19 protein-coding genes and 1 pseudogene are annotated in these 25,372 nt (G+C 69.8%); 4 read left to right on the forward strand and 16 right to left on the reverse strand.

Annotation, left to right across the window (positions count from 1 at the left end):
- Positions 1 to 62: 62 nt before the first annotated feature.
- The 3 genes from serB to larE form a co-directional block, all read right to left on the reverse strand.
- A complete protein-coding gene (serB, locus tag J7656_RS01750) occupies positions 63 to 713 on the reverse strand; it encodes a phosphoserine phosphatase SerB (protein WP_211553890.1) in 651 nt (216 codons plus the stop codon).
- A 64-nt stretch (positions 714 to 777) separates the two neighbouring features.
- Positions 778 to 981, reverse strand: a complete 204-nt coding sequence (locus J7656_RS01755) for a hypothetical protein (protein WP_017343597.1) — start codon at positions 979 to 981, stop codon at positions 778 to 780.
- 95 nt (positions 982 to 1,076) lie between these two features.
- Positions 1,077 to 2,060, reverse strand: a complete 984-nt coding sequence (gene larE, locus J7656_RS01760) for an ATP-dependent sacrificial sulfur transferase LarE (RefSeq protein ID WP_211553892.1) — start codon at positions 2,058 to 2,060, stop codon at positions 1,077 to 1,079.
- 132 nt (positions 2,061 to 2,192) lie between these two features.
- On the opposite strand from larE, the pseudogene J7656_RS01765 reads away from it, so the two are divergent.
- Positions 2,193 to 4,231 (forward strand): annotated as a pseudogene (locus tag J7656_RS01765) (MutS-related protein).
- Positions 4,232 to 4,305: 74 nt separating this feature from the next.
- Here J7656_RS01765 and J7656_RS01770 read toward each other — a convergent pair.
- Entirely contained in the window at positions 4,306 to 4,686 is a 381-nt protein-coding gene (locus J7656_RS01770; protein WP_211553894.1) for a RidA family protein, read from the reverse strand.
- A 118-nt stretch (positions 4,687 to 4,804) separates the two neighbouring features.
- Here J7656_RS01770 and J7656_RS01775 point away from each other — a divergent pair, with 118 nt between their 5' ends.
- Complete coding sequence (locus tag J7656_RS01775; RefSeq protein WP_004599322.1) at positions 4,805 to 5,053, forward strand: hypothetical protein; 249 nt, start codon at positions 4,805 to 4,807, stop codon at positions 5,051 to 5,053.
- A 579-nt stretch (positions 5,054 to 5,632) separates the two neighbouring features.
- On the opposite strand, the gene uvrA is transcribed toward J7656_RS01775, so the two are convergent.
- Positions 5,633 to 8,584: an excinuclease ABC subunit UvrA gene (gene uvrA / locus J7656_RS01780; protein WP_211553895.1), complete on the reverse strand. Its 2,952-nt coding sequence runs from the start codon at positions 8,582 to 8,584 to the stop codon at positions 5,633 to 5,635.
- A gap of 120 nt (positions 8,585 to 8,704) precedes the next feature.
- Positions 8,705 to 10,933 carry a twin-arginine translocase subunit TatC gene (gene tatC / locus J7656_RS01785; RefSeq protein WP_211553897.1) on the reverse strand — a complete coding sequence of 743 codons (2,229 nt, stop codon included), beginning with the start codon at positions 10,931 to 10,933 and terminating at the stop codon, positions 8,705 to 8,707.
- 202 nt (positions 10,934 to 11,135) lie between these two features.
- On the opposite strand from tatC (J7656_RS01785), the gene tatC (J7656_RS01790) reads away from it, so the two are divergent.
- Together tatC (J7656_RS01790) and J7656_RS01795 are read left to right on the forward strand one after the other, a co-directional pair.
- Positions 11,136 to 12,473 carry a twin-arginine translocase subunit TatC gene (gene tatC / locus J7656_RS01790; RefSeq protein ID WP_211553898.1) on the forward strand — a complete coding sequence of 446 codons (1,338 nt, stop codon included), beginning with the start codon at positions 11,136 to 11,138 and terminating at the stop codon, positions 12,471 to 12,473.
- Between the two features lie 1,067 nt (positions 12,474 to 13,540).
- Positions 13,541 to 13,696: a hypothetical protein gene (locus J7656_RS01795; RefSeq protein WP_017343605.1), complete on the forward strand. Its 156-nt coding sequence runs from the start codon at positions 13,541 to 13,543 to the stop codon at positions 13,694 to 13,696.
- 51 nt (positions 13,697 to 13,747) lie between these two features.
- Here J7656_RS01795 and argF read toward each other — a convergent pair whose 3' ends face one another.
- The 10 genes from argF to hemL form a co-directional block, all read right to left on the reverse strand.
- The gene (gene argF / locus J7656_RS01800; protein WP_211553899.1) at positions 13,748 to 14,647 is read right to left on the reverse strand and encodes an ornithine carbamoyltransferase; all 900 of its coding nucleotides are present in this window, start codon (positions 14,645 to 14,647) and stop codon (positions 13,748 to 13,750) included.
- A 71-nt stretch (positions 14,648 to 14,718) separates the two neighbouring features.
- Positions 14,719 to 15,882 (reverse strand): [LysW]-lysine hydrolase, encoded by a 1,164-nt coding sequence (locus tag J7656_RS01805; RefSeq protein WP_211553900.1) that lies wholly within the window; start codon positions 15,880 to 15,882, stop codon positions 14,719 to 14,721.
- The gene (locus tag J7656_RS01810; protein ID WP_017343608.1) at positions 15,882 to 17,009 is read right to left on the reverse strand and encodes an aspartate aminotransferase family protein; all 1,128 of its coding nucleotides are present in this window, start codon (positions 17,007 to 17,009) and stop codon (positions 15,882 to 15,884) included. The genes J7656_RS01805 and J7656_RS01810 overlap by 1 nt, the downstream gene beginning before the upstream one ends.
- A complete protein-coding gene (locus J7656_RS01815; RefSeq protein WP_017343609.1) occupies positions 17,006 to 17,959 on the reverse strand; it encodes an acetylglutamate/acetylaminoadipate kinase in 954 nt (317 codons plus the stop codon). Before J7656_RS01815 ends, J7656_RS01810 begins: the two co-directional genes overlap by 4 nt.
- On the reverse strand, positions 17,956 to 19,005 hold the full coding sequence (gene argC, locus J7656_RS01820) for an N-acetyl-gamma-glutamyl-phosphate reductase (RefSeq protein ID WP_017343610.1): 1,050 nt from the start codon (positions 19,003 to 19,005) through the stop codon (positions 17,956 to 17,958). Before argC ends, J7656_RS01815 begins: the two co-directional genes overlap by 4 nt.
- A complete protein-coding gene (gene lysX / locus J7656_RS01825; RefSeq protein WP_017343611.1) occupies positions 19,002 to 19,931 on the reverse strand; it encodes a lysine biosynthesis protein LysX in 930 nt (309 codons plus the stop codon). The genes argC and lysX overlap by 4 nt, the downstream gene beginning before the upstream one ends.
- A 78-nt stretch (positions 19,932 to 20,009) precedes the next feature.
- Positions 20,010 to 20,198 (reverse strand): lysine biosynthesis protein LysW, encoded by a 189-nt coding sequence (gene lysW / locus J7656_RS01830; RefSeq protein WP_004599337.1) that lies wholly within the window; start codon positions 20,196 to 20,198, stop codon positions 20,010 to 20,012.
- A gap of 222 nt (positions 20,199 to 20,420) precedes the next feature.
- Complete coding sequence (gene argH / locus J7656_RS01835; protein ID WP_017343612.1) at positions 20,421 to 21,944, reverse strand: argininosuccinate lyase; 1,524 nt, start codon at positions 21,942 to 21,944, stop codon at positions 20,421 to 20,423.
- Positions 21,945 to 23,174, reverse strand: coding sequence for an argininosuccinate synthase (locus J7656_RS01840; RefSeq protein WP_211553901.1), 1,230 nt, complete (start codon positions 23,172 to 23,174; stop codon positions 21,945 to 21,947).
- A 795-nt stretch (positions 23,175 to 23,969) separates the two neighbouring features.
- A complete protein-coding gene (gene hemL / locus J7656_RS01845; protein WP_211553902.1) occupies positions 23,970 to 25,307 on the reverse strand; it encodes a glutamate-1-semialdehyde 2,1-aminomutase in 1,338 nt (445 codons plus the stop codon).
- Positions 25,308 to 25,372 lie beyond the last annotated feature (65 nt).

Raw genomic sequence — 25,372 nt, forward strand, 5'->3', positions numbered from 1 at the left:
ATTTCTCTTTAACCCTTCAGCCGAACGTGGTCAGGTATCTCCGGCCCGAACCGGTTCGGGGATCACGCTTCGGCGGCGAGCACGCCGTGCGACTCCAACACCTTTCCGAGCCGGTACATGGAGGCGACGACCGAGTCGCAGACGGGGCGCACCGCGGACTTGGGGACGAAGCCGACGGCGAGCCCAGCGACCTCCAGCATCGGCAGGTCGTTCGCGCCGTCGCCGACCGCCACCGTCTCCGCCATCGGCACGCCCGCCTCGGCCGCGAGGTCGGCGAGCGCGTCGTCTTTCGTCCCTTCGATCAGCGGCCCCTCGGCCTCGCCGGTGAGCGCGCCGTCCGCGTCGGTCGGCAGTCGGTTCGCGACGATCGTGTCGACCGAGACGCCCTCGCGGGCGAGCGCCGCCTCGACGCCGCGCTCGAACCCGCCAGTGAGCACGGCGACGTGGTGGCCCTCCGCCCGCAGGCGCTCGATGAGACGCGCCGCGCCGGGCCGGATCCGGACCGCGTCGAACGCGTCCTCGACCTCCGTCGCCCCGAGGCCCTCCAGAAGCGCCGCGCGCTGATAGAGGCTCTCGGCGTAGCTGAGCTCGTCGTTCATCGCCCGCTCGGTGATCTCGGCGACCTCGTCGGCGACGCCGGCCCGCTCGGCGAGTAAGACCGTCATCTCCGAGTCGGAGAGCGTCCCGTCGAAGTCGAACGCGATGAGGCTCATGGCCCCCGTTCGTCGCGGCGGGGTCTTGAAGCGCGCGGTCGACGGCGGTTCTCGCCCGCTCCCGTCACTCCCCGTCCGCGTCGGCGAGGAATTCCACGTCGCCGGCGATCACCGCGCTCGCGATGACGCCGACCCCGACGAGCGTCGCGACCCCGAGGGTGGTCAGCGTCACCGAGAGCGCCGACCCGCCGACCGCGACGCCGACGAACGCCCCGACGGAGCCCCCGACGCCGCCGGCGATCACCGCCAGCGTCTGTGCCTCGCGCATAGGTGTCGATTCAGTAACACGGTTTATAAGCCTTCGCGCCGGGTTCTCTCCGGTGATAACGCTGCGAGCGCCGGCCGAATCCGTCCGGCCCCGTTTCAACGCGGGTAGCTCCGACCGAGGTCGACGCCGCCGGAACCATCGTCGTCCGCGCCGTCGGCGTCGCCGGAATTGTCGGGGCGTTCGTTGACGTCGTCATCCGCGCCGCCGACCCCCTCGTCGGAGCCGCTTTCCTCGCCGCCCGGGCTCACGCTCCCGGTCCGGTAGCCGGCCATGTCGAGGGTGACGTACTCGAAGCCGAGGTCGGTGAGGTGCTCGTGGACGGCGTCGGCGAAGGCGGGGTCGAGCGCGCGCTCTAACTCGTCCGGCGCGATCTCAACGCGCGCGAGCCCGTCGTGGTCGCGGACGCGGAACCCCCCGAACCCCCACTCGCGGAGCACGCGCTCGGCCTTCTCCACGCGGGTCAGCCGCTCCTCGGTCACTTCGAGGCCGGTCGGGATCCGCGAGGAGAGGCACGCCATCGAGGGCTTGTCGGCCACGGAGAGGTCGTACGAGTCGGCGATCGCGCGGACCTCGTCCTTCGAGATCCCGGCGTCCAGGAGGGGAGAGAACACGTCGAGCTCCTCGACCGCGCGGAGCCCGGGCCGGTGCCCCTCGCCCGGGTCGTCCGCGTTCGTCCCGTCGCAGACGGTGTCGATGCCGAGCTCCTTTGCCGTCTCGTACATCCGGCCGAGCCGCATCGTCCGGCAGTGGTAACAGCGGTCGCCGTCGTTGGCGACGAAGTTCGGGTCGTCGAGCTCGGAGAAGGTGACCGTCTCGTGGTCGATTCCGATCTCGTCGGCCACGCGCTTCGCGTCGTCGAGCTCCGCCGCGGGGAGCGTCTCGCTGCGGGCGGTACACGCCACGGCGTCGTCGCCGAGCGCGTCCCGCGCCAGCGCCGCGACGACCGCGGAGTCGACGCCGCCCGAGAACGCGACGAGGACCCCGTCGCGCTCGCCGAGCGCGTCGCGGGCGCTCGCCGCCTTCGCCGCCGTCTCGGGATCGAGCGAGCCGTCGCCGACGGCCCGCGCGTTCTGACTCATGGCCGGCGTTCGCGGCGGGCGCGAAAAAGGGCGTCGCACGCGGAACCGGTGCCGTCGTCTCGCGCTTCCGAACCGCCGGACCCCGGGAGCGACCCGCACGCTTTAGACCGTTGCCGCGATACCGGCGGGTAGATGGAGCTGGAGGCGATCCCCGGCGTCGGCGCCAAGACGGCCGCGGCCCTGCGCGAGCTCGACGACCCGGCCGCGACCGTCGAGTCCGGCGACGTGGCCGCCATCGCCCGCGCGCCCGGCGTCAACGAGGCCCGCGCGGCCCGCATCGCACGCGGGGCGATCCGCCGCCGCCACGACGACGACGGACGCGTGCTGGCCACCGACCGCGCCCGCGAGCTGTACCGGGAGGCGATCGACCTGCTGCGCGAGCGCACCGTCACCGACTACGCGGCGAAGCGCTTGGAGACGTTCTACCCGAGTGCGTCCGCCTCGCGGGTCGCGGAGGCGCAGGCGTTCGCCGCCGAGGCGACCGACCGCGACCCCGATCCGGCGGTCCGCGAGGCGCTCGCCGACTGCGCGCCCCTCTCGGACCCGCCCACCGTCCGCGTCCGCGACCGCTGCCTCGCGACCGCCGACGCCGAGACGCTCGCCCGCGCCGAGGCCGAGGTGCCCGAACTCTCCGTCGAGACGGTCGAGGACGCGCGCGACGTCTCCGAGCTTGGCCGCTCGTACGCCTCTGTCATCGTCTTGGACGAGTCGTTCGCCGGCCTCGACGTGGAGGGCGACGTGAGCGTGCGGCCGGACGCCCTCGAAAACCCCGCCGAAACCGTCCCCGAGCGCCTGCTCGCGTTCTTCGCTGAGAACCGCGAGCGGTTGGAAGCGGCCGCGGCGGTCCACGAGGCGGCCGCGGCGGCCGGCGACCCCGTCTCGGGAGTGATCCGGATGACGGGGGCGACGCCGACCCCCCGGTCGACCTCGACCGCCTGCGCGACGCGCTCTCGCGGCTCGACGACGACGGCACGATCGCCGGCGACGCGGAGTTAGACCGGCTCACCGCCGCCGTCGACGACCTCGACGCCGCCGTGTCGACGGCGGCCTCGGTCGCCGACGACCGCCTGCGCGAGGCGATCCGCGAGCGCGACGTCACCATCGAGGGGACCGACTTCCTCTCCCTCGTCGAGCAGGGCGCTCGCGTCGACTCCCTCTTGGACCGCGAGTTGGCGGATGAGTACGACGCGGCGGTCGACGCCGCCCGCGAGCACCTCGCCGACGCGCTCCGCTTGGAGCCCGAGGAGGCGGAGTTGGCGGAGCGGGTCTTCGGCGGTGACCCCTCATTTCCGGTCGACCACGACGAGAGCGCCGTCTCGCGGCTCCGCACCGAACTGTCGGCGGCCCGCGACCGCCGCGCGGCGAAGCTGAAGGCCGACCTCGCGAGCGACCTCGGCGACCTACGCGAGCCGGTCGAGGCGCTGGTGCGCGACGCTCTCGAACTCGACGTGGAGCTGGCGATTTCGCGGTTCGCCCGCGACTTCGACTGCGCGATGCCCGATGTGGTCGACCCGGAGGACGCCGACGCGGACGCGGGCTTCCGCATCGAGGGCGGCCGCTCCCCGCTGCTCGACGTCGACTTCGCGGACGTCGAGCCCGTCGACTACGCCGTCTCCGGCGCGACGCTTCTGTCGGGGGTCAACTCCGGGGGGAAGACCTCCACGCTCGATCTGGTCGCCCTCGTCGTCGTCTTAGCGCAGATGGGGCTGCCCGTGCCCGCCGAGTCGGCGACCGTCGAGCGGTTCGAGGAGATCCACTACTACGCCAAATCGCAGGGGACTCTCGACGCGGGCGCGTTCGAGGCGACGCTCCGGGACTTCGGCGACCTCGTCGACGGCGCGGACGGCCGGCTCGTCCTCGTCGACGAGTTAGAGTCGATCACCGAGCCGGGCGCCTCCGCGAAGATCATCGCGGGCATCTTAGAGGCGCTCGACGACCAGGACGCGACCGCGGTGTTCGTCTCCCACCTGGCCCGCGAGATCCGCGACGCCGCCGACTTCGAAGTCGCGGTCGACGGCATCGAGGCCGCCGGGCTCGTCGACGGCGAGCTCCGCGTGAACCGCTCGCCGAAGAAGGGGCACCTCGCGCGGTCGACGCCGGAGCTCATCGTCGAGAAGCTCGCGGACGACCGCGGCGGCGAGTTCTACGGCGACCTGTTGGAGAAGTTCTGAGCCGCGGTTCGTCTGTGCGCGGCTCGTCGCGTCGCCGGGTCGGTCGGGCTCAGTCGCCGTCAGATCGGTCGAGCTCAGTCGCCGTCGAGCTCCGCGGTGACCGTGATCTCGACGTCGAGCGGCGCCGGAAGTCGGGACACCTCGACGCAGGTCCGCGCCGGATACGGCGCCGAGAGGAACGACCGGTACGCCTCGTTGACCGCGTCGTAGTCGTCCATGTCGGTGAGATAGACGGTCGCCGACACGATCGCGTCCGGAGTCGTCCCGGCCGCCTCTAGGATCGCGGCGACGTTTTCGAGCGTCTGCGTCGTCTGTTCGGCGACCGACTCGGGGGCCTCGCCGGTGTCGGGGTCCACGCCCGTCTTCCCCGAGACGTGGACCGTGTCGCCGGAGACGATCCCCTGTGAGTACGGGCCGAGGGCCTCCGGCACGTCATCCGTCGTAATCTCTCGCATTGCTCGGAGGAGGACGCGCCGCGGTATCAAGATGCGGGTCGCGGGGGTCGGTTCGGTCGCTCCGGGCGTTCTTCGTCCCGCCGACATATTCATACAGACTCGGTCGGAATCGTGGGGCATGCCAGCTGTGTCCCCGTTCGGCGTCCTCCTCTTCGCGGCGCAGGTCGGCGTCGGTGCTCAGGTGTCCCGCTTGCTTTCGACCACCGACCGCGCTCGTCGCGCCGCGGTCGGGCTCGCGGTCGCGGTGCTCGGACTGTTGGTCCTGTTCCGCTTCGGTGCGGTCGCGGCGCTCACGGCCGACCTGATCGCGCTCCTCGTCGTTGCGAGCGCGACGGGATCGTCCGGTCGTCGCCCGACTGCGGGGTGACCCTCGGCAGGTGACCTCTCGGCTTCGTTCGCTTCTTATAGTGATCGCGACGGTCGATAGCGGGAGTAGGTGTAGTACATTTTTAGTGGGGCAGTTTATAAATGGAATCTCGACGTTGCCGTCGGTTGTTTATAAGTGATCGATGCTACTGCGGTGAGGGCTTCCAAAGCCCCAGCCGTCGAGGATGGTGTACCCTCGCTGCGCTCCTCACTCGGTCGCTTGGCTCCCTCATTCCGGTGCTTACGTCGGCTACACCATCCTCGACGGCTGCCCCTTTGAGTCCCACCCCACACCGCACAGCACCGCAGCCTCACGCCTCCCCAGCCTCGCCGCTCACGCCCTCCGGGCGTTCGCGGCGTCCCTCGCGGGCTGGCTCGCGGCCGCCGGTGGCGGCCGCTCGCAGGCGCGCCACCGCACTTTCTTTTTATAACTTCTCGTCGCTGTCGCTCACGGGTATTTAAATACGACATCGTAGCCGCCGATTTGCGATACCTCCTCTCAGTATCGCTCGACGACCGGAAATCTCAGTTGCGTCTCCGTTCGGTCCGAGGCACGGGATTTCGACGGAGCGCTCCCGCCTCAGTCGTCGTCGGCGATCGCGGGCTTCCGGCGGTCGTCGCGGGGCCCTTCGAGGTCGACCTTCGGGAGCATGTCTCGGAGGTAGCGCCCGGTGTGGGACGCCTCCTCGTGCGCGATCTCCTCGGGGGTGCCGTCCGCGACGAGCTCGCCGCCGCCGTCGCCGCCCTCGGGACCGAGGTCGATCACGTGGTCGGCGTTCTTCACGAGATCGAGCTCGTGCTCGATGACGACCACCGTGTTGCCGGCGTCGACGAGCCGATGGAGCACGTCGATCAGCTTCCGCTCGTCCTCCTTGTGGAGCCCCGTCGTCGGCTCGTCGAGGAGGTACAGCGTGTCGCCGGTCGCGCGCTTGCCTAACTCCTCGGCGAGCTTCACGCGCTGGGCCTCGCCGCCGGAGAGCGTGGTGGAGGGCTGGCCGAGCTCCATGTAGCCGAGCCCGACGTCCTTCAGGAGCTTCAGGCGGCGTTCGAGCCCGCGGTGGCTCTCGAAGAACTCGTGGGCCTCCTCGACGCTCATGTCGAGCACGTCGGCGATCGTCTTCCCCTTGTACTCGACGTCGAGCGTCTCGTCGTTGTAGCGGGCGCCGCCGCACTCCTCGCAGGGGACGTACACGTCCGAGAGGAAGTTCATCTCGATCTTGACGGTGCCCTGCCCGCCGCACTCCTCGCAGCGACCGCCCTTCACGTTGAACGAGAAGCGGCCCTTCTCGTAGCCGCGGCGCTTCGAGAGCTTCGTCTCCGCGAACAGCTCGCGGACGTGGTCGAACACGTCCGTGTACGTCGCGGGGTTCGAGCGCGGCGTCCGCCCGATCGGCGACTGGTCGATGAGCCGGACCGTCTCCACCTCGTCGAGTCCCTCGATCGCGTCGTGGTCGCCGGGGTCGACCGAGGTGTTGTCGTTCATCTCGCGGGCGAGTCCTTTATAAAGAATATCGTTGACGAGCGTCGACTTCCCGGAGCCGGAGACGCCGGTGACGGTCGTCAGCGTGCCGAGCGGGATCGGCACGTCGAGATCCTTCAGGTTATGCTGGCGGGCGCCCCGAACCGTCAGTTCGCCGTCGGGCTCGCGGCGCTCGTCGGGCACCGGAATCTCCTTCCGGCCCGCGAGGTAGTCGGCGGTCACCGACTCGTCGGTCGCGACCACCTCGTCGAAGTCGCCCTGCGCGACGACCTCGCCGCCGCGCTTCCCGGGGCCGGGCCCCATGTCGATGATCTCGTCGGAGCGCCGCATCGTCTCCTCGTCGTGCTCGACGACGAGGAGGGTGTTGCCGAGGTCGCGGAGGCCTTCGAGCGTGTCGAGCAGGCGATCGTTGTCGCGCTGGTGGAGCCCGATGGAGGGCTCGTCGAGGACGTAGAGGACGCCCACCAGCCCGGAGCCCACCTGCGTCGCGAGCCGGATGCGCTGGCTCTCGCCGCCGGAGAGGGTCGACGCCTCGCGGTCGAGCGTGAGGTACTCCAAGCCGACCTCCTCCATGAAGCCGAGCCGCGCGCGGATCTCCTTTAAGATCTCCTCGGCGATGGTCGTCTCGCGCTCGTTCAGCTCGTCTTCCATCCCCTCGAAGTGCTCGCGGGCCTCCGCGATCGACAGCTCGTTGACCTCGGTGATGGCGGTGTCCGCGACGAGGACGTGCCGCGACTGCTCTTTCAGGCGCGTCCCCTCGCACTCCGGACACGTCGTCACGGCCATGTACTCCTCGATGTGGTCGCGGGCGCGCTCGGAGTCGGTCTCGACGTGGCGACGCTCCAAGTTGGGGATCACTCCCTCGAACCGCTCCGTCTTCTCGCGGGTGCCGTTCTTCGTGGTCCACTCGAAGTGGACCATCTCGTCGGTGCCGTAGAGGAACTGCCGCCGAATCTCCTCGTCGAGCTCCTCGAAGGGCGTGTCGAGGTCGACGCCGAAGTGCTCCGCGACGTTGTCGAGCTGGCGGGAGTAGTAGGTGCGGTCGTAGCTCCACGGCTCGAACACGTGTTTGAGGGGTTTCGAGGGGTCCTCGACCACGAGCTCCTCGTCGACCTCCTTCGTCGAGCCGATCCCCTCGCACTCGGGGCAGGCGCCGTAGGGGCTGTTGAAGGAGAACGAGCGCGTCTCGATCGCGGAGAACTGGACGTCGGAGTTGGGGTTGCCGAGCTCCTCGGAGAACTCGACGACGAGGCGGTCGTCGCCGTCGGCGTCTGCCGCGAGCGACCCCGTCGAGCGCGCGTTCGACGCGAACGGGACGTCTTCGGGCGGGTCCGGGACGATCAGCTTGAGGGCGCCGTCGGCCTCTTCGAGGGCGGTCTCGACGGAGTCGGTGATCCGCGAGCGCGCGTCCGGCGAGACGGTGACGCGGTCGACGATCACGTCGATCGTGTGGTCGTAGTTCTCGTCGAGGTCGGGGTCGTCGAGGGTGAGGTCCACCGGCTCGCCGTCGACCTCGACGCGGCTGTACCCGTCCAAGACGAGCTCCTCGAACAGCTCCTCGAACGCGCCCTTCTGGTCGCGGACGACCGGCGCGGCGATCTTCGCGCGGGTGTCCTCGGGGAGGTCGAGGATCTGGTTCACCATGTCCTGGGCGGACTGCTCGCCGACCTCCTCGCCGGTGACGGGGTCGTACTGGGTGCCGATCCGGGCGTACAGCAGGCGGAGGTAGTCGTGGAGCTCCGTGACGGTCCCCACCGTCGACCGGGGGTTGTTCGCGGCGTTCTTCTGGTCGATGGAGATCGCCGGCGAGAGCCCCTCGACCGACTCCACCTGCGGTTTGTCCATCTGCCCGAGGAAGTTGCGGGCGTACGCGGACAGCGACTCGATGTAGCGGCGCTGCCCCTCGGCGTAGACGGTGTCGAACGCGAGCGACGACTTCCCCGAGCCCGAGAGCCCGGTGACGACGGTGAACTCCTCCCGCGGAATCCGGACGTCGAGGTCCTTGAGGTTGTGTTCCTCGGCGCCGCGGACCTCGATGTAGTCCTTGCTCATTTCTGTTCGTCCGTTGCGGGCGCGCGCGGGAATAGTCGTCGGTCGCGGGAACCGCGAGAGGCCGTTTCCGCCGTCGGTCGCCCCGAGTTCGGGGGGCTCTCTCCTCGACGAGCCCGGAACTCACTCCCCGATGAACTCCGCGGGCGGCGAGAGATCGCGGCGCCCGCCGAAGGTGACGAGGAAGAGGACGCCGACGCCGATCCCGTACGCGATCATCAGCGGGATCGTCGCGAGGAACATCGTGATCACGTCGGCGGGGGTGAACACGGCCGCGACGAGCAGGATCCCGATCGTCACCTCGCGCCAGCGCTCGCGGAACACGCGGTACGGGACGCCCGCGTTGTTCATGAGCACCATCGCGATCGGGATGTCCGCGAGGAAGCCGATCCCGATCGTGGTGTAGATGACGAGCCAGAGGAAGTCGCTCACCTGGTAGGTGATCACCATGTCGGCGAGGCGCGCGTCCGTGACGAGCCAGCCGATGATCCCGGGGGCGATGGTCGTGTACCCGAGCACGAAGCCGCCGATCATGCCGGCGCCGAGCGCGCCCGTCCACAGGTACACTTGGTAGAGCCGCCCGGCGACGAAGCCGCGCTCGCGGAGCGCGGGCCACGCGTAGTAGAGGACCACGGGGAACGCGGCGAAGATGCCGAGCATCACCGAGAACTTCACCATGAAGATGAGCGCCTCGACCGGGTGGAGGGTGATGATCTCGATCCCGCCCTCGATCTCCGCGGGCACGCGCCGTTCGAGGTCGCTCCGAACCGTACCCAGCCCGCCGAGGTACAGCCACGTGAACGCGGCCGCCATCACGACCCCGAAGACGGCGACGATCCGGAACGAGCGCGTGCGGAGCGAGTCGAAGATGAACTTGAGGTCCTTGTAGTAGCCGCCGATGTCGTCTTCGGCCGCCTCCTCCTCGCCGTCCGTGAGCTCGGCGAGGAACGTCGAGCCCGCGCGCGAGGTCCGGTTCTGGACGGAGCCGACCAACCCGTCCCCGCCGGCGTCGCCGTCGCCGCCAGCGCTTCCGGCGTCGCTCGCGTCACCGTCCGCGTCACCCCCCTCGCCGTCGCTCCCCTCGTTCGCCTCGTCGAAGCGGTCGAGGATCGCCTGCGCCTTCTCCGGGTCGTCGTCGTCGATCGCGGCCTGCGCGAGCGCGAGCGACTCCTCCTCGCCCATCTCGGCGAACGCGTCCGCGGGGGCCGCTCGGACGCCCGCGGCGTCGAGCTCGCTCACGTCGATGGCGGTCGGGTCGCCGTACTGAGCGCCCGCGCTCGTCGTGTCGAGGTCGGTGTACACTGCCCACAGCGTCCCGACGGCGGCGAACGCGAGCGCCCAGACGGCGGCGTAGATCCCGAGCGCGGTCGTCGGGTCGAGGCCGAGCCCCTCGCCCGGCGCGAGGAAGCGTCGGGTGCTCCCCGCGAGCCGCAGCAGGTCGTTGAGCCCGGTCCGGCCGCCGTACTCGTAGAAGCCGTACACCAGCGCGCCGCCGAGGACGGTCACGCCCCCGACGACGTTCCAGTGGTTCCGGACCGCGCCGAGCACGTCGATCCGGTCGGAGCTCCGCTTGGCCGTGACGACGAGCTTCGCGAGGTAGAGGCTGAACCCGTATAAGGCGACCAGCGGGAACGCCCACAGCAGCTGGGTGAACGGGTCCGGCGGGGAGAAGACGGCGCCGAACACGAAGATGGCGACGACCGCGTAGCGCCACTTGTCGCGGAACGTCTCGTACGGGACGATCTCGGCGTACGAGAGGCCGGTGATCACCATCGGCATCTGTCCGGCGAGCCCGAAGGAGAGCGAGAGGAAGACGATGAACTCCGTCCACATCACGATCCCGTAGGTCGGCTGGATGTCGGCCTCCAAGCCGAACTCCGCGAGGAAGCCGAACATCAGCGGGAAGAAGGCCAACACGCCGTAGGCGACGCCGGCGGAGAACAGGCCGGCGCCGAGCAGCCCGAGCAGCGCGAGCTTCCAGCGGGCGATCGGTGACTGCGGCCACATACCGCGGGCGCGGAGCTCGTCGCGGGTGACGTAGATCAGCGGCGGGATCGCGACGATCGCGCCGACGACCAGCCCGATCTTCGCTTGGAGGAGGATCACCTCGAACGGGGTCGTCGCGATGATGTCCGCCTCCTCAGCGACCGCGGCGCTCATGTTCGACTCCGTCACCTCCCGGAGTCGGTCCCAGATGTACGTGCGCAGCGCCCAGAACGTCGCGAGGAAACCGATCAGGAAGACGACGAACACCTTCTGGAGGTCCTTCTGGATCGACCGAAGGAACGCCTTTGCCGTCTCCTGGCCCTCCGCGATCGACCGTTGGGTGTCCTCGTCGAGGGCGCTCGCCATACGGAGGGCGAAGGCCGTCGCCGTTATCAACCTTTTCGACCGCGGGCGCTCTCGCCGTCGACCCTCCCCGTCGATCCGGCCACCCTCCCCGTCGATCCGGCGACCGACGCTCCCGGACGGGGCGGCGAACGGGGCCGACCGACCCCGCGCGGCGCCGCTATCCGAAAAGGTTGATAACCGCCCGGTCGCGTAGGGCAACTGAATGGACGACTCGGACCGGTCGCGCGACGACGACTCGGCCGCCGCCGATGGGTCGACCGACGAGGGCGAACCCGAAAGCGACGGCGCCGTCGACCCCGGATCCGAGAGCGGCGACTCCGCCGTCGAGGAGTCGTCAGAGAGCGTCGAGTCCGAGGTGACTCCCGAGGTCGACTCCGAGGTGGGAGGCGCCGAGAGCGACGCGGAGGAGTCTGCTGAGAGCGACGCGGAGGAGTCTGCTGAGAGCGACGCGGAGGAGTCTGCTGAGAGCGACCAAGCGGACTCCGACGAAGGCGACGAAGCGGAGGGATCCGACTCCGAGTCGTCGGACACGTTCTCGGACCCGGATGAGGTGGTCGAGGCCGAGGACGCTGGTCGGTCGGCCGCGCTTGACGACGGGAACGAATCCGACGACGCGGCCGAGTCCGACGCGGGAGCGGCGGACGAGGAGTCGGCAGACGAAGGTTCGGCGGACGACGCCGCTGCGGCGGACGACGCGACGACGGAGGGCGCCGAAGCCGCCGGCGACGGCGGCGCCCCGGCGACGACCGCCGACGCCGCGGACCCCGCGACCGCCGGCGTGCCGGCGACCGAGGACGACGAGCCGTTCGACGGGATCGAGGGCCCCGAGACGGACGAGGAGATGCCGCTGGCGGCCCACATCGAGGAGATGATGCGCCGGCTGGCGGTCGTCTTCCTCATCGGCGGCCTCGCCACCCTCGTCGTCGTCACCGAGTCGACGGAGCTCATCAACTACTTCTGGAGCTACCACATCCCGGCGCCGATGGAGAACCGGCCGCGGCTGTACGGCCCGCTCGAACTCCCGCTCACCCGGCTGAAGGTCGCCGGCCTCGCGGGCGTCGTGGTCGGGCTCCCGGCGTTCGTCTACGAGACCTACCGGTTCATGCGACCGGGGCTGTACCAGACGGAGCGGCGCTACTACCTCGCGGCGGTGCCGACCAGCCTCATCTTAGGCGGGATCGGGATCGCGTTCGCGCACTTCCTCGTGTTGCCCGCGATCTTCTCGTATTTCACCACCTACACCTCCGACGCGGCGACGATCGCCTTCGGGCTCGCGGAGACGTTCAACCTGATCGTCATCATGCTCGCGTTCATGGCGATCGTCTTCCAGATCCCGCTTTTCATCATGCTCGCGATCATGATGAACCTCGTCACCCGGCAGTGGCTGGAGGCGAAGCGGCTGATCTTCTGGGGGTCGTTCCTCGGGATCGCGTTCCTGTTCAGCCCCGACCCGACCGGGATGGCGCCGATCATCGTGACGCTGACGATGATCGCCCTCTTCGAGGGGACGCTCGCGATACTGCGCTGGACCGGGAACTAGATCCGGTCGGTGTTGTTTATTTATAAGTGATCGCTCGTGGATTGCTGGTGAACGCTTCCGAAGCCCCAGTCGCTCGTTTATAAATCGGTGGCTCTTTTGAAATCTTCAGCAAGTGATATATTAATAACCCAATCGCGGTCAGTACAGAGGTAGCGGCGAGCGATAACGGGAGTGGGTATCGCAGATCGGTAGCAGCGATTTGGTATTTAAATAGTCGCCAGCGGCGGCGACTGCCGCTTATAAATAGTCGGCGATGGCGTCGCCGGCGGCTGCGCCGCCGGCTGCCAGAGGCGCGTCGCGCCTCGCTGCGCCTGCGAGCGGCCGGAGCGAAGCGGAGGCCGCGAGCCAGCCCGCGAGGGAGTCAGTCGCCGGAGCGAAGCGGAGGCGACTGACGAGGTTGGGGAGGCGTGAGGTGCTGTGCGGAGCGGTGCGGGGCGGGACTCAAAGGGGCAGCCGCGAGGGCGAAGCACGCCGCAGCAAGCACCGCAGCGAGGGAGCGCGAGCGACTGAGCGAGGAGCACAGCAAGGCGCGCGAGCCGTCGCGGCTGGGGCTTTGGAGGTCGTCAGCGCAACGCGGTCGACCGTTTATAAATAGCCGACAGCAACTCCCCGGTTTCCCGTATAAATGGCCTCACTCACGACGTACGACACTGACTCCCGCTATCGATCAAGAAGCAGCTCTCATCGACCGGCTGTTTCAGGGAAGAATATGTCTGTAGAATCGGGTTTCAACAGAGCCAAATCGGTGTAAGTAACTCTACGACGGACCCCTCCAAAGCCCCAGCCGGGAGGCGGGCGCACGCTCGCTGCGCGCCTCACTCGGTCGCTATCGCTCCCTCGCTGCGGTGCTTACATCGCCTGCGCCCGCCTCCCGGCTGCCCCTTTGAGTCCCTCCCGGACCGCACAGCAACCGCACCTCACGCCTCCCCAGCCTCGTCGGCCTCCCTCCGGTCGGCCGACTCCCTCGCGCGTGCGACTCGCGGCCTCCGCTTCGCTCCGGCCGCTCGCAGGCACGCGCCGCCGCGGCGTCGATACGCATTTGTTTGCTGCGAAGCGAACGGCTCGGTATGGTCCTCGGTCTCGTCGTTCCGGCCGCCGTCTCGTTCGTGTTCGCCGCGATCGCGGCGTACGTGGGTTCCCTCCGCGCGCTGGAGGTCTACTTCGACCCGAATCAGGACAGCGTCTTCCTCATGGACGACCGCGACCCGCCGCAGCGTCCCTGACGCCGCGGTGACCGCGGTCGGCGGTTCGCACTCGTCCTCCGGACCGGCTCCTCACTCCTCGCCGAGCAGTTCGACGAGCAGCGCGTTCTGCGCGTGCATCCGGTTTTCCGCTTGGTCCCAGACGAGGGCGCGGTCGGATTCAAGCACGTCGTCGGTGACCTCCTCGCCGCGGTGCGCGGGCAGGCAGTGCATCACTTTAGCGTCGGTGCCGGCGAGCAGGTCCGAGTTCACCTGGAACCCGTCGAAGGCGGCGAGCTTCTCGTCGCGTACGTCCTCCTGGCCCATCGAGATCCACACGTCGGTGTAGACGACGTCAGCCCCCTCGACCGCGGCTTCCGGATCGGTTGTCGGCTCCACGTCCAGCCCGAACTCCGCGGCGCGGTCGAAGACGGAGGGGTTCATTCCGTAGTCGGCGGGCGTGGCGACCTCCACGTCGATTCCGGCCATCGCGGCGCCGACGACGAACGACTGGCCGACGTTGTTACCGTCGCCGACCCACGCCACCGTCGCGTCCTCGCTGACCGTCTCGCGGATCGTGAGCAGGTCCGCGAGCGTCTGGCAGGGGTGCGCCTCGTCGGTGAGCCCGTTGATCACGGGGCAGTCGGCGTACTCCGCGAGCACCTCGACGTCCTCGTGGTCGAAGAGGCGCGCCATCACGCCGTCGACGTAGCGGCCGAGGACGCGCGCGGTGTCCTTCAGGGGCTCGCCGTGCCCGAGCTGGATGTCGTCGGGGCCGAGGAACATCGCGTGGCCGCCGAGTCGGGTCATCCCCGTCTCGAAGGAGACCCGGGTGCGCGTCGAGGGCTTCTCGAAGATCATCCCGAGCGTCGCGTCCGCCAGTCGGGGGTCCGTCTCGCCCGCCTTCATCGCGGCGGCGCGGTCGAGCAGGGCGTCCAATTCGGCGGGCGTCACGTCGTCGATGTCGAGGAAGTCGTCGGTGGCGAGTGGCATCGTGTGTGGTGTGAGAGTGTGTGTCGTGGTATTGTTCGAAAACGAGCGGTGACGAGGGGCAACGAGGCGCGTTACAGTCGCTTCCGGCAGACCTCGGTCAGCACGTCCACGGCGCGGTCGAGGTCCGGCAGCGGGAGCCGCTCGTCTGGCGCGTGGTCGAGATCGGAGTTGCCGGGGCCGTAAGTGACCATCGGGCAGTCCCACGCGGCCGCGAAGAGGTTCATGTCGCTCGTGCCGGTCTTCCGGAGCAGGCGCACGTCGCCGTCCGCGCCCCGGATCGCGACGCGGAACGCGCGCGCGAGGTCGGTCCGCGGGCTCTCCATCACCGGCGGCATCGGCTCGCCCCAGTGGACGGAACCGGTCGACAGCTCCGCCTCCGCCAGCTCGTGGATCTCGTCGACCGGGCGCGAGGGCGGGATCCGGAGCTGGACGTCCATCGTCGCCTCCACGGCGAGCCCGTCGTCGCTCAGCCCGCCGTCGACCGAGATGGGCTTCGTCGTCACCTGGTCGAACACGGCGGTCTCGGAGTCGTCTGGGGTAAACGCCTCCTCGACGCCGTGCCACCAGTCGATCGCGTGCTGGATCGCGTTCGGCTCCGGCCGCGAGGAGTGGCCCGACTCGCTCGTGTTCACGTACGTCCCCTCAAGCAGGCCGCGGTAGCCGAGCGTGATCCCCTGCCAGCCCGACGGCTCGCCGTTGATCACCGCCTCGGGCGCGTCGCGGTCCTCGATGAGGGCGCGCGCGCCGCCGGAGTCGACCTCCTCGCGGACGACGCCGGCGAACGAGACCCCCGTCTTCACCGCCGCGACCGCCATCGAGACGAGCGGTCCCGTCGCGTCGACCGCGCCGCGGCCCCACAGCACGGGGTCGCCAGGCTCGCCGACGCGGACGTCCGAGGGCTCCGGCAGTTCGCCCTCGGCCGGTGCCGGCCGCACCTCGACCGGGATGTCGCCCGGGACGGTGTCGATATGCGAGGTGAGGAGGACGGCGTCGTTCGCCGGCGCCCGGACGTTCCCGACCTCGTCGATCCACGCCTCCCGGCCGTTCGCCTCGAAGAAGTCGACGAGGCGCTCGGCCGCCCGCTCCTCCTCGCCCGACGGCGAGGGGATGGAGACCATGTCGTACAGCAGCTTGCGGGCGGGCGTGTCGCAGGCCGCGGGGTAGCCGCCGCCGGCGACGACGTCGGTGCCGCCCTCGGATTCGGCGTCGGCTTCCCGCTCCGTGCCGGCCGCCATCAGCCGACCACCTCCTCGATCGCGTCGACGACGGCGTCGGCGTGCTCGCGCTCGATCGTCAGCGGCGGCAGCAGGCGCAGCACGGTCCGGCCCGCCGGGAGCGCGAGGATCTGGTGGTCGATCGCGAGGTCGCGCAGCAGGCGGTTCGACCCGCGGCGGACCTCGATCCCGACCATCAGCCCGTCGCCGCGCACGTCGCGGACGTCGTCGCCGAGGCGGTCGCGGAGCTCGCCGCGGAGGTAGCTCCCGATCTCCTCGGCGTGGTCGGCCAGCTCCTCGCGCTCGATCACGTCGAGGGTGGCGCCCGCGGCCGCGGAGACGACCGGGCCGCCCGAGAACGTCGAGCCGTGGTCGCCCGAATCGTCCGCGATCCAGTCGCGGCACAGCGTCGCGCCGATCGGGAGCCCGCTGCCGAGCCCCTTCGCGGTCGTGAGGATGTCCGGCACCACGTCGTGGCGGTCGGCCGCCCACATCGAGCCCGTGCGGCCGAGCCCGGTCTGGATCTCGTCGAGGATCATCGCGGCCCCGCTCGTCGCGGTCGCGACCCGGACGGCCTGGAGGTATTCGGTCGAGACGGGGTTGATCCCGCCCTCGCCTTGGAGCGGCTCGAGGATTACCGCGGCGGTGTCCTCATCGACCGCCTCGCGCATCGCGTCGGCGTCGCCGTACTCGACGAACTCCACGCCGCCGGCGAGCGGGCCGAACCCCTCCTTGTACTTCTCTTTCCACGTCGTCGCGAGGGTCCCCATCGTCCGTCCGTGGAACCCCTGCGTGGTCGCGATGATCTTCTCGCGGCCCGTTGCGTGCCGGGCGAACTTCAGCGCGGCCTCGTTCGCCTCGGTGCCGGAGTTACAGAGCCAGACGTTGTCGACGTCGCCGGGCGCGACCTCGGCCAGCCGCTCGTACAGTGCCGTCCGCGCCGCGTGCGGGTACGACGCCTGGACGTACATGAGCTCCTCCAGCTGGCTCGTCGCGGCGTCGACGACCTCGGGGTGGCAGTGGCCGACCGGCGTACACGCGTAGCTGGCGCCGAAGTCGAGGTACTCGGTGCCGTTCGCGTCGGTCACGTGGACCCCGTCGCCGGACGCGATCTCGATCGGCTTCTCGGAGAAGACGAAGCCGCTCACGCGGTCTCACCCCCGTCGGTCTCGACGGCGCCGCTCTCGTCGGCCTCCTCGGCCTCGCCGCCGTCCGCGCCGTCGCCCAGCGCCGACCGCTCGATCGCCGTCCCCTCGCCGCCGAGCGCGGCGACGACCGGGTCGCGGACGTTGGCGTCCGCGATCACGACGCGGCCGGATCCGCCTTCGAGCGCCTCTTTCGCGGCCATCACCTTCTTGCCCATGAACCCCTCGGCGGCGTCCTCGACGGCCGACAGCTGGTCGGGCGTCGCGGCCGCGTCGATGCGCGTCTCGGGGTCGTCCGGGTCGGCGTACACGCCGGAGACGTCGGTCAGCAGGACGAGGTCGGCGCCCAGAGCGCCCGCTATCGCGGCCGCGGCGCGGTCGGCGTCCGCGTTGACCGGGGTGACCTCGCCGTCGCCCTCGTCGCCAGCCATCGGCGGCGAGACGACCGGGGTGTAGCCGTCGGCGAGGAGCCCGCTGAGCAGGTCGGCGTTCACCGACTCGATCTTCCCCGAGTGGTCGCCGCGCCGGATCTTCCGCTTCCCGTCCTCGACGACGCGGACCGCCGACTTACGCGGGCCCGCGAGGAGCCCGCCGTCGATGCCCGAGAGGCCGACCGCGTCGACCCCGGCCGAGCGGAACTCCGCCGTCAGCTCGGTGTTGAGCTTCCCCGCCATCGCCATCGAGAACGCTTCCATCGTCTCCGCGTCGGTGAAGCGGCCGGTGACGCCCGACGCGGACTCGACGTACTCCGGCTCGATGCCGAGCCGTTCGAGCGTCTCGTCGACGACCGTCGAGCCGCCGTGGACGACGACGACCGCGCGCCCGTTGGCCGTCAGGTGCGCGACGTCGCCGACCGCGCCGGCCGGGTCGACCGCCTTCGCGCCGCCGACCTTGACGACGACCGGAGGCTCGTCCGCGGGCGCGTCGCCGGCGGCGGACTGCCCTCCCGTCATGGCGATCCCACCGGGTGGAGCCCGTCGAACTCGAGGCCGGCGGTCTCGGGCAGTCCGAGCGCGACGTTCGCCGCGTGGACCGCCTGGCCGGCGGAGCCCTTGGTCATGTTGTCGATGGCCGAGAAGACGACGACGCGCCGGTTCCCGGGGTCGAGCTCGAAGCCGACCTCGCCGTGGTTCGTCCCGGCGACCGACTTCGGCTCGGGGTAGCGGTAGACGCCGCCCCCGCCCGAGACGATCCGCATGAACGGCTCGTCGGCGTAGGCGTCGCGGTACGCGCCCCACAGGTCCCCCTTCGAGACCGGCTCGTCGGGGAAGGCGTGGCAGGTCGCGCTCGCGCCGCGCACCATGTCGACCGCGTGGACCGTGAAGGAGACGGAGAGCCCGAGGTACGCCTCGATCTCCGCCTCGTGGCGGTGACCGGTGGGCGCGTACGGGCGCACGACGCCCGAGCGCTCCGGGTGCGAGGAGGCCGCGCCGCCGCCGGCGCCCCCCTCCGAGGAGCCGACCTTCACGTCGACGACGACCTCGCCCACGTCGGGACCGAGCGCGCCCGCGTCGACCAGCGGCTTGAGGCCGAGGATCGTCGCAGTCGCGTTGCAGCCGCCGCCGGCGATCAGGTCGGCGCCGGGGAGGTTCTCGCGGTTCAGCTCCGGGAGCGCGTACTCGGCGCGTTCGAGGTACTCCGGCGACTCGTGGCCGTCGTACCACTCGTCGTAGGCGTCGGCCTCGGGGAGCCGGAAGTCCGCCGAGAGGTCGACGACGGTGTCCGCGGCCTCGAAGAACTCGTCTATCCGCTCCATCGAGACGCCGTGCGGCGTCGCCGCGAACAGCACGTCGACCGATTCGAGGTCGTCGGGGTCCGAGAAGCGCAGGTCGAGCCCGCGCAGGTTCGGGTGCGACCGTCCGACGGTCATGTTGTCCGCCGACCGCGAGGTGGCCTGGACGACCTCGAAGTCGGGGTGGCCGGCGAGGATCCGCAGCAGCTCGCCGCCGGTGAACCCGGTGCCGCCGACGACGCTCGCGGTGTAGGCGTCGTCGGTCATGCGCTCGCCTCCTCGCTTTCTTCGCTGCCGTCTCCCTCGGCCAGCTCGACCGCCTTCGCCTCCAGCCAGTCGACGACCCGCGCGGGGACGTCGACGTCGGTGGCCGAGTCGAGCGCCTTGAACTCGACGGTGTGGTTCACCTCGTGGACGGTGTAGTCGTCCGCGCTGGTCTCGGCGGGGTCGGTGTCCGGGTCGACGCCCACCTCCATCAGGTCGACGCCGAGCATGCCGCCGCCGACCGCGGCCGAGGCCTTCTCGACCAGTTCGGTCGCGCGCTCGTCGAGGTCGAACGACTTCGTCTCGCCGCCCTTCGCGGCGTTCGTGAGCCAGTGGTCCGACGACCGCGTCATCGCCGCGACCGGCTCGCCGTCGACCGCCAGCACGCGGATGTCGCGGCCGGGCTTGTCGACGAACTCCTGGACGTAGAACACCTTGTGCTCGTAGTGGCCGAGCGTCTCCTTGTGCTCTAAGATCGCTTCGGCGGCGTTGCGCGAGTCGATCTTCGCCATCAGGCGCCCCCACGAGCCGGTGACCGGCTTGAGAACGCACGGGTAGCCGAACTCCTCGATCGCCTCCAGGGCGGCGTCCTTGGTGAACGCGACCTCGGTCGCCGGGGTCGGGATGTCGGCCTCGGCGAGCGCGAGCGAGTTCTTCGCCTTGTCGGCGCAGATGTCGCCCGTCTCCGGGGAGTTCACGACGGGGACGCCGTAGCTGTCGATGAAGCGCGTCGCGTACAGCGACCGGCTCGTGGACAGGCAGCGGTCGACGACGATGTCGAGGTCGTCGACGGCCGCCGTGGTCGACTCTAAGCCGAACCGCTCCTTGCGCACGTCGATCTTCTCGACCTCGTGGCCCCGCTCGCGGAGCTCGTTGAGGAGCAGCTTCTCGTCCTTCCGGATCCGCGAGTAGAGGATTCCTACGCGCACGTCGACTCCCCTCCGTTCACGTCGGCGCTCACGCGCATGTCGACCACTCGCGTGTCGCGGCCGTGGCGGTCGTCGCCATTACTCGCCCCAGTCCTCCTCGAGCTCGGGCGCCTCCTCTAAGACGACCGGATCGAGCGAGATGACCTCCAGCTCGGTCCCGGTGACCGGACTGTCGATGATCTCGCCGACCTCGACATCGGCCGGGATCTCGATTTCCTCGCCCGTGATCGGGTCCTCCGCGGTCAGCGTGTCGGTGTCGCTCGTCATCGTGGCAGACACTCGTCCTCGAATAGGCATAAAGGCTTCGAACTTATTGGATAATTTACATAAGACGGATCGGCCGCTAACGGGATCAGTTCGACGAAATAGTTCCGTATCGAGATCGGATGTCAGATCTCGGTAGTAAATGTGTCCCCCTACGGGGACGGTCGTCGTCGTCGGTCGGGTCGGTCCCGACCGAGCCGACGATGATCTCGCGGTCGTCGCGGCTCAGACATAGCGATCGACCTCCGCGTCCAGTGCCTCGCTCGCGTCGGCGAGCGCGTCGCGCTCGGCCGCCAGCGCGGCGTTGTCTCCCTCGATGCCCGCCTCAGCGGCGGCGAGCTCGTCGGCGACCGCCTCGGGGGCCGGTCCGCCGGCGGAGTCGCGGCTCGCGACGCTTTCGGCCGGGTCGAGCGCCGACTCCACGTCTTCGCGGCTCACGTACGCGGAGAGGGGCTCGCCGGTCACCTTTCGAGTGGCCTCGTCAACTTTTGCGGCCGCCGCGTCCGGCGAGTCGCCGTCCGCGACCGTCTCCGCGGCCGCCGCGACGATCTCGTGGGCCGTCCGGAACGGCATGCCGCCCATCGCGAGCAGATCGGCGACCCCGGTGGCCGTCGAGAATCCCTCGCCCGCGGCGGCCGCGAGCGTGGCCTCGTCCCAGTCGGCGGTCGCGACCGCGCCCGCGGCGACCTCGGTCGCCTCGCACACGTCGCCCGCGATCTCAAAGACGCTCGCGTGGGAGCGCTGGAGGTCGCGGTTGTAGGCGCGCGGGAGCCCCTTCAGAAGGCTCAGCGTGCCGGTTGCCTCGCCGATCGCGTCGCCCGCGACGCCCCGGGTGAGCTCCAGCGTGTCGGGGTTCTTCTTCTGGGGCATGATCGAGGAGGTCGAGGCGTAGTCGTCGGAGAGCTCCACGACCCCCTTGTTCGAGAAGATGATCAGGTCCTCCGCGAGCCCCGACAGCGTCGTCGCGAGCGTCGCGAGCGCGCTCGCCGACTCCGCGAGGAAGTCGCGCGCGGCGGCGGCGTCCATCGAGTTGCGGACCGTCCCGTCGAAGCCGAGCAGCTCCGCGGTCCGGTCGCGGTCGACGTCGAACGGCGTCCCCGCGAACGCGGCCGCGCCGAGCGGCGAGCGGTTGACCCGGTCGTACGCGTCGAACAGGCGTTCCGTGTCGCGCGCGAGCCCGCCCTCGTACGACAGCAGGTAGTGCGCGACCGTCGTCGGCTGGGCCGGCTGGAGGTGGGTGTACCCCGGCATCACCGTCTCGGTGTGTTCGCTCGCGACGTCGACGAGCGCCTCGCGGGCGGTGAGCGTCGCCTCAACCGCGGCGAGCAGGTCCTCGCGCAGGCGGTAGCGGATGCAGGTCGCCACCTCGTCGTTACGCGAGCGGGCGGTGTGCATCCGCCCGCCGTCCGGGCCGCCCCGGTCGATGACGGCGGTCTCTATCGCCTCGTGGACGTCCTCGCCGTCGGGGAGTTCGTCGTGGCCGGCAGTCTCGACGTCGTCGAGCGCGGCGAGGATCTCGCCCGCGACCGCCTCGTCGACGATCCCCTGCTCCGCGAGCATGACCACGTGCGCGCGGTCGACCGCGAGGTCGGCCTCGAAGATGGCCTCGTCGGCCGCGAGGCTCGATAAGAACTCGCGGGCGGGGCCGCCGCTGAAGCGGTCGCGGCGGACGGCAGTGTCGCCGCCGGCCGACGCGCCGCTCGCTTCGATGTCGGCGTCCGTCGCTGCGTCGGGATCGTCGTCGGTCATCTATTCGGACGTGTCCGTTTCGCCGCTCCCGTCGGTGGCCAGCTCCGGCTTCGAGACGCTCGCCTTCACGTCGTTCGCGAGGCGCTCTTGGAGCCCGTGGTACTTCGCGACGCCCGTCGCGTCGGACTGGGCGATGCCGGCGACGTCCTCGGTGTTGAACGAGGCCATCTCCTCGGAGTAGACGGCGTACTCGGAGTCGCGCGCGACGACGCGGCAGTCGCCGCCGGAGACCTTCACCGTCGCCGTGCCGGTCACCACGTCCTGTGTCTCGTCGACGAAGGCGTCGAGCGCGTCGACGACGGGCGCGAACACGAGCCCCTCGTACGCCTTCTCGGACCACTCCTGCTCGATCCCTTTCTTGAACGAGCGCTCGTTCTTCGTGAGGACGAGGTCTTCGAGCGCCTGGTGGGCCGTCAGCAGAACGGTCGCGGCCGGGTGCTCGTAGTTCTCGCGCACCTTCAGCCCGAGCATGCGGTCCTCCATCACGTCGGTGCGGCCGACGCCGTAGCCGCCGGCGTACTCGTTGAGGTGCTGGATGAGCGGGACCGGATCCATCGCCTCGCCGTCGACGGCGACCGGGACGCCCTCCTCGAATGTGATCTCGATGGTGGTCTCGCCTTCCGGCTCCGCGGTCCACTCGTAGATGTCCTCCGGCGGCTCGTAGTCCGGGTTCTCCAGCTTGCCGCCCTCGACCGCGCGCGACCAGATGTTCTCGTCGATGGACCAGACGCCGCCGTCGCCCGCCTCGACGGGCAGGTCCTTCTCGGCGGCGTAGTCGATCTCCCACTCGCGGGTGAGGCCGAGTTCGCGCACGGGGGCGATCACTTCGAGGTCGGAGCCGCGCCAGACGGCCTCGAACCGGAGCTGGTCGTTCCCCTTCCCCGTACAGCCGTGCGCGATGGCGTCACAGCCCTGCTCCTCGGCGACGCCCAGAATGGCCTCGGCGATGACCGGGCGCGCGAGGGCGGTGCCGAGCGGGTAGCCCTGGTAGTCGGCGTTGGCCTTCACCGCGTCGAAACAGAGGTCCGCGAACTCCTCTTTCGCGTCGACGACGTGGATGTCGAGTCCCAGCGCTTCGGCGGTCTCTTCGGCCTCGTCGAACTCCTCCGTCGGCTGGCCGACGTCGACGTTGACGCCGATGACCTCGTCGTAGCCGTACTCCTCTTTCAGTAGCGGTACGCACACTGTCGTGTCGAGTCCCCCGCTGAACGCGAGTGCAACGCTCGTCATTACCAGAGTACACCCGGGCTATGCCCTTAAATTCAGCGGTTTTAATTTTGTAAGAAAATCAGAGAGCGGTCGCTCGTGGAACGCGGAGTCGAGACTCTTCGGAACGGAACGGCGCGAACGCGACGAGAGGTGAAGATTACTGGCCCGAAGGGCCTCGTCGTCGCGCCGCGCCGGAAGCCGGTCGCGGCGGTCGGACGTCTCGTCGCGGTCGCAGGGCTCGTCGGCCTCGGAAGAGGGCGGCGCCGGAACGAGCCGCTGCGGTCATCACCTGTACGTACCCGATCTCCGGTATAAAAGCGTTCCGTAATACGTGATTGGCAGCGGATCGGCGGCGGACTTCTCTAAAGCTCTAGTCGCTCGCTTATAAATGGCTGCTAGCGGATCGCCGGCGAACTCCTCCAAATCTCCAGTCGCTCGCTTATAATTGGGTAGCGATGAATCGACCGAGAACATCTCCAAAGCCCCAGCCGGGAGGCGCGCGCACGCTCGCTGCGCTCCTCGTCGCTCGTTTCACTCGCTCCTGCGGTGCTTACGTCGCCTGCGCGCGCCTCCCGGCTGCCCCTTTGAGTCCCGCCCCCGCACAGCGACCGCACCTCACACCTCCCCAGCCTCGTCAGTCGCCTCCGCTTCGCTCCGGCGACTGACTCCCTCGCGCGTGCTCCTCGCGGCCGCCTTCGGCGGCCACTCGGAGGCACGCGCCACCGCGCCGCTTTTTATAAGTAATCATCGCTACGACCCTTTTATTTAAAAACTATCTCGACGCGGCCGGTCTCGAACACCGGCTCCCGCCGTCGCTCAGATCGCCTCTCGGTACGCCTCCAGCGTCCGCTCGACGTCCTCCTCCGTGTGCGCGTAGGAGGTGAACTGGCACTCGAACTGGTTCGCGGTGAGGAACACGCCCCGGTCTTTCATCTCCTGCCAGAACACGCGCTCCCAGCGGTCGGTCGCGGCCGCGGCGACGTCGGCGCCCGTCTTCGGGCAGTGGTCGTACCGGGCGCAGTCGGGGTCCTGTCGGCAGCCGCCCGCACAGCAGTCGTCGACGTCGTCGGGCGCCTCGCGGGTGAAGATCGTCTTGAACATCGAGTCGGTGCCGACGACGGTGTACTCCGGCGCGCGCTCCGCGCAGATCTCGGCGATCCCCTCGCGGAGCTTCCGGCCGAGCCGGTTGACATGCTCGTACACGTCGTTCTCGGCCGCGTACTCTAATCCGGCCTTCCCGGCCGCCATCGTCACCGGGTGCCCGGAGAAGGTGCCGGACTGGAACACCTCGCCCGCGGGGGTGAACCCCTCGATGATGTCCGCCCGCCCGCCGATCGCGCCGACGGGGAACCCGCCGCCGATGATCTTCCCGAACGTCGTCACGTCCGGGGTGACGCCGAACTTCGACTGCGCGCAGCCGAGGCCGCCGACCCGGAACCCGGTGATCACCTCGTCGAAGACGAGGAGGGAGCCGTGGTCGTCACAGAGGTCCCGCAGCGTCTCGTGGTACCCTTCTATCGGCATGACGATCCCCTTGTTGGCTAAGATCGGCTCGACGAGGACGGCCGCGATCTCGTCGCCGTGTTCCGCGAACACTTCCTTCGCGGCCGCCTCGTCGTTGAACGGGATCGGGAGGGTGTGTTCGGCGAACTCCTCCGGGATCCCCGCCGTCGAGGGGCGGGCGTCGCCCGGCGACCCCTCGACGAGCGTCGACTCCTGCGCGCCGTGGTAGCCGCCCTGCATCACGACGATCTTGTCGCGGTCGGTGTGGCCGCGCGCCAGCCGCACCGCCGAGACGGTCGCCTCCGTGCCGGAGTTGACGAAGCGGATCGACTCCACGCTCGGGACGTGGCGGGCGACGAACTCGGCGTGTTCCACCTCGATCTCGGTCGGCGCGCCGTACATCGGCCCCTCCGCGACGTGCGACTGGACCGCGGCCTCGACCGGGTCCGGGAGGTCGTGGCCGTACAGTAGGGGGCCGTACCCCATCACCCAGTCGACGTAGCGGTTGCCGTCGGCGTCGATCACGTGGCCGCCGTCGCCGCGCTCGACGAAGAACGGGTGCGGCATCGTCGCCCGGACGGAGGAGTTGACGCCGCCCGGCATCACCGACAGCGCGCGGTCGTACAGGCCGCGCGAGCGCTCGTGGTTCATACCGATCGGTTGGAGCGTCGGGCTGAAAGTAGTTGCCGAACCGGGCGAACCGGTTCGGACGCCGA

The organism is Halorubrum ruber (assembly GCF_018228765.1).
GTDB classification, from domain to species: domain Archaea; phylum Halobacteriota; class Halobacteria; order Halobacteriales; family Haloferacaceae; genus Halorubrum; species Halorubrum ruber.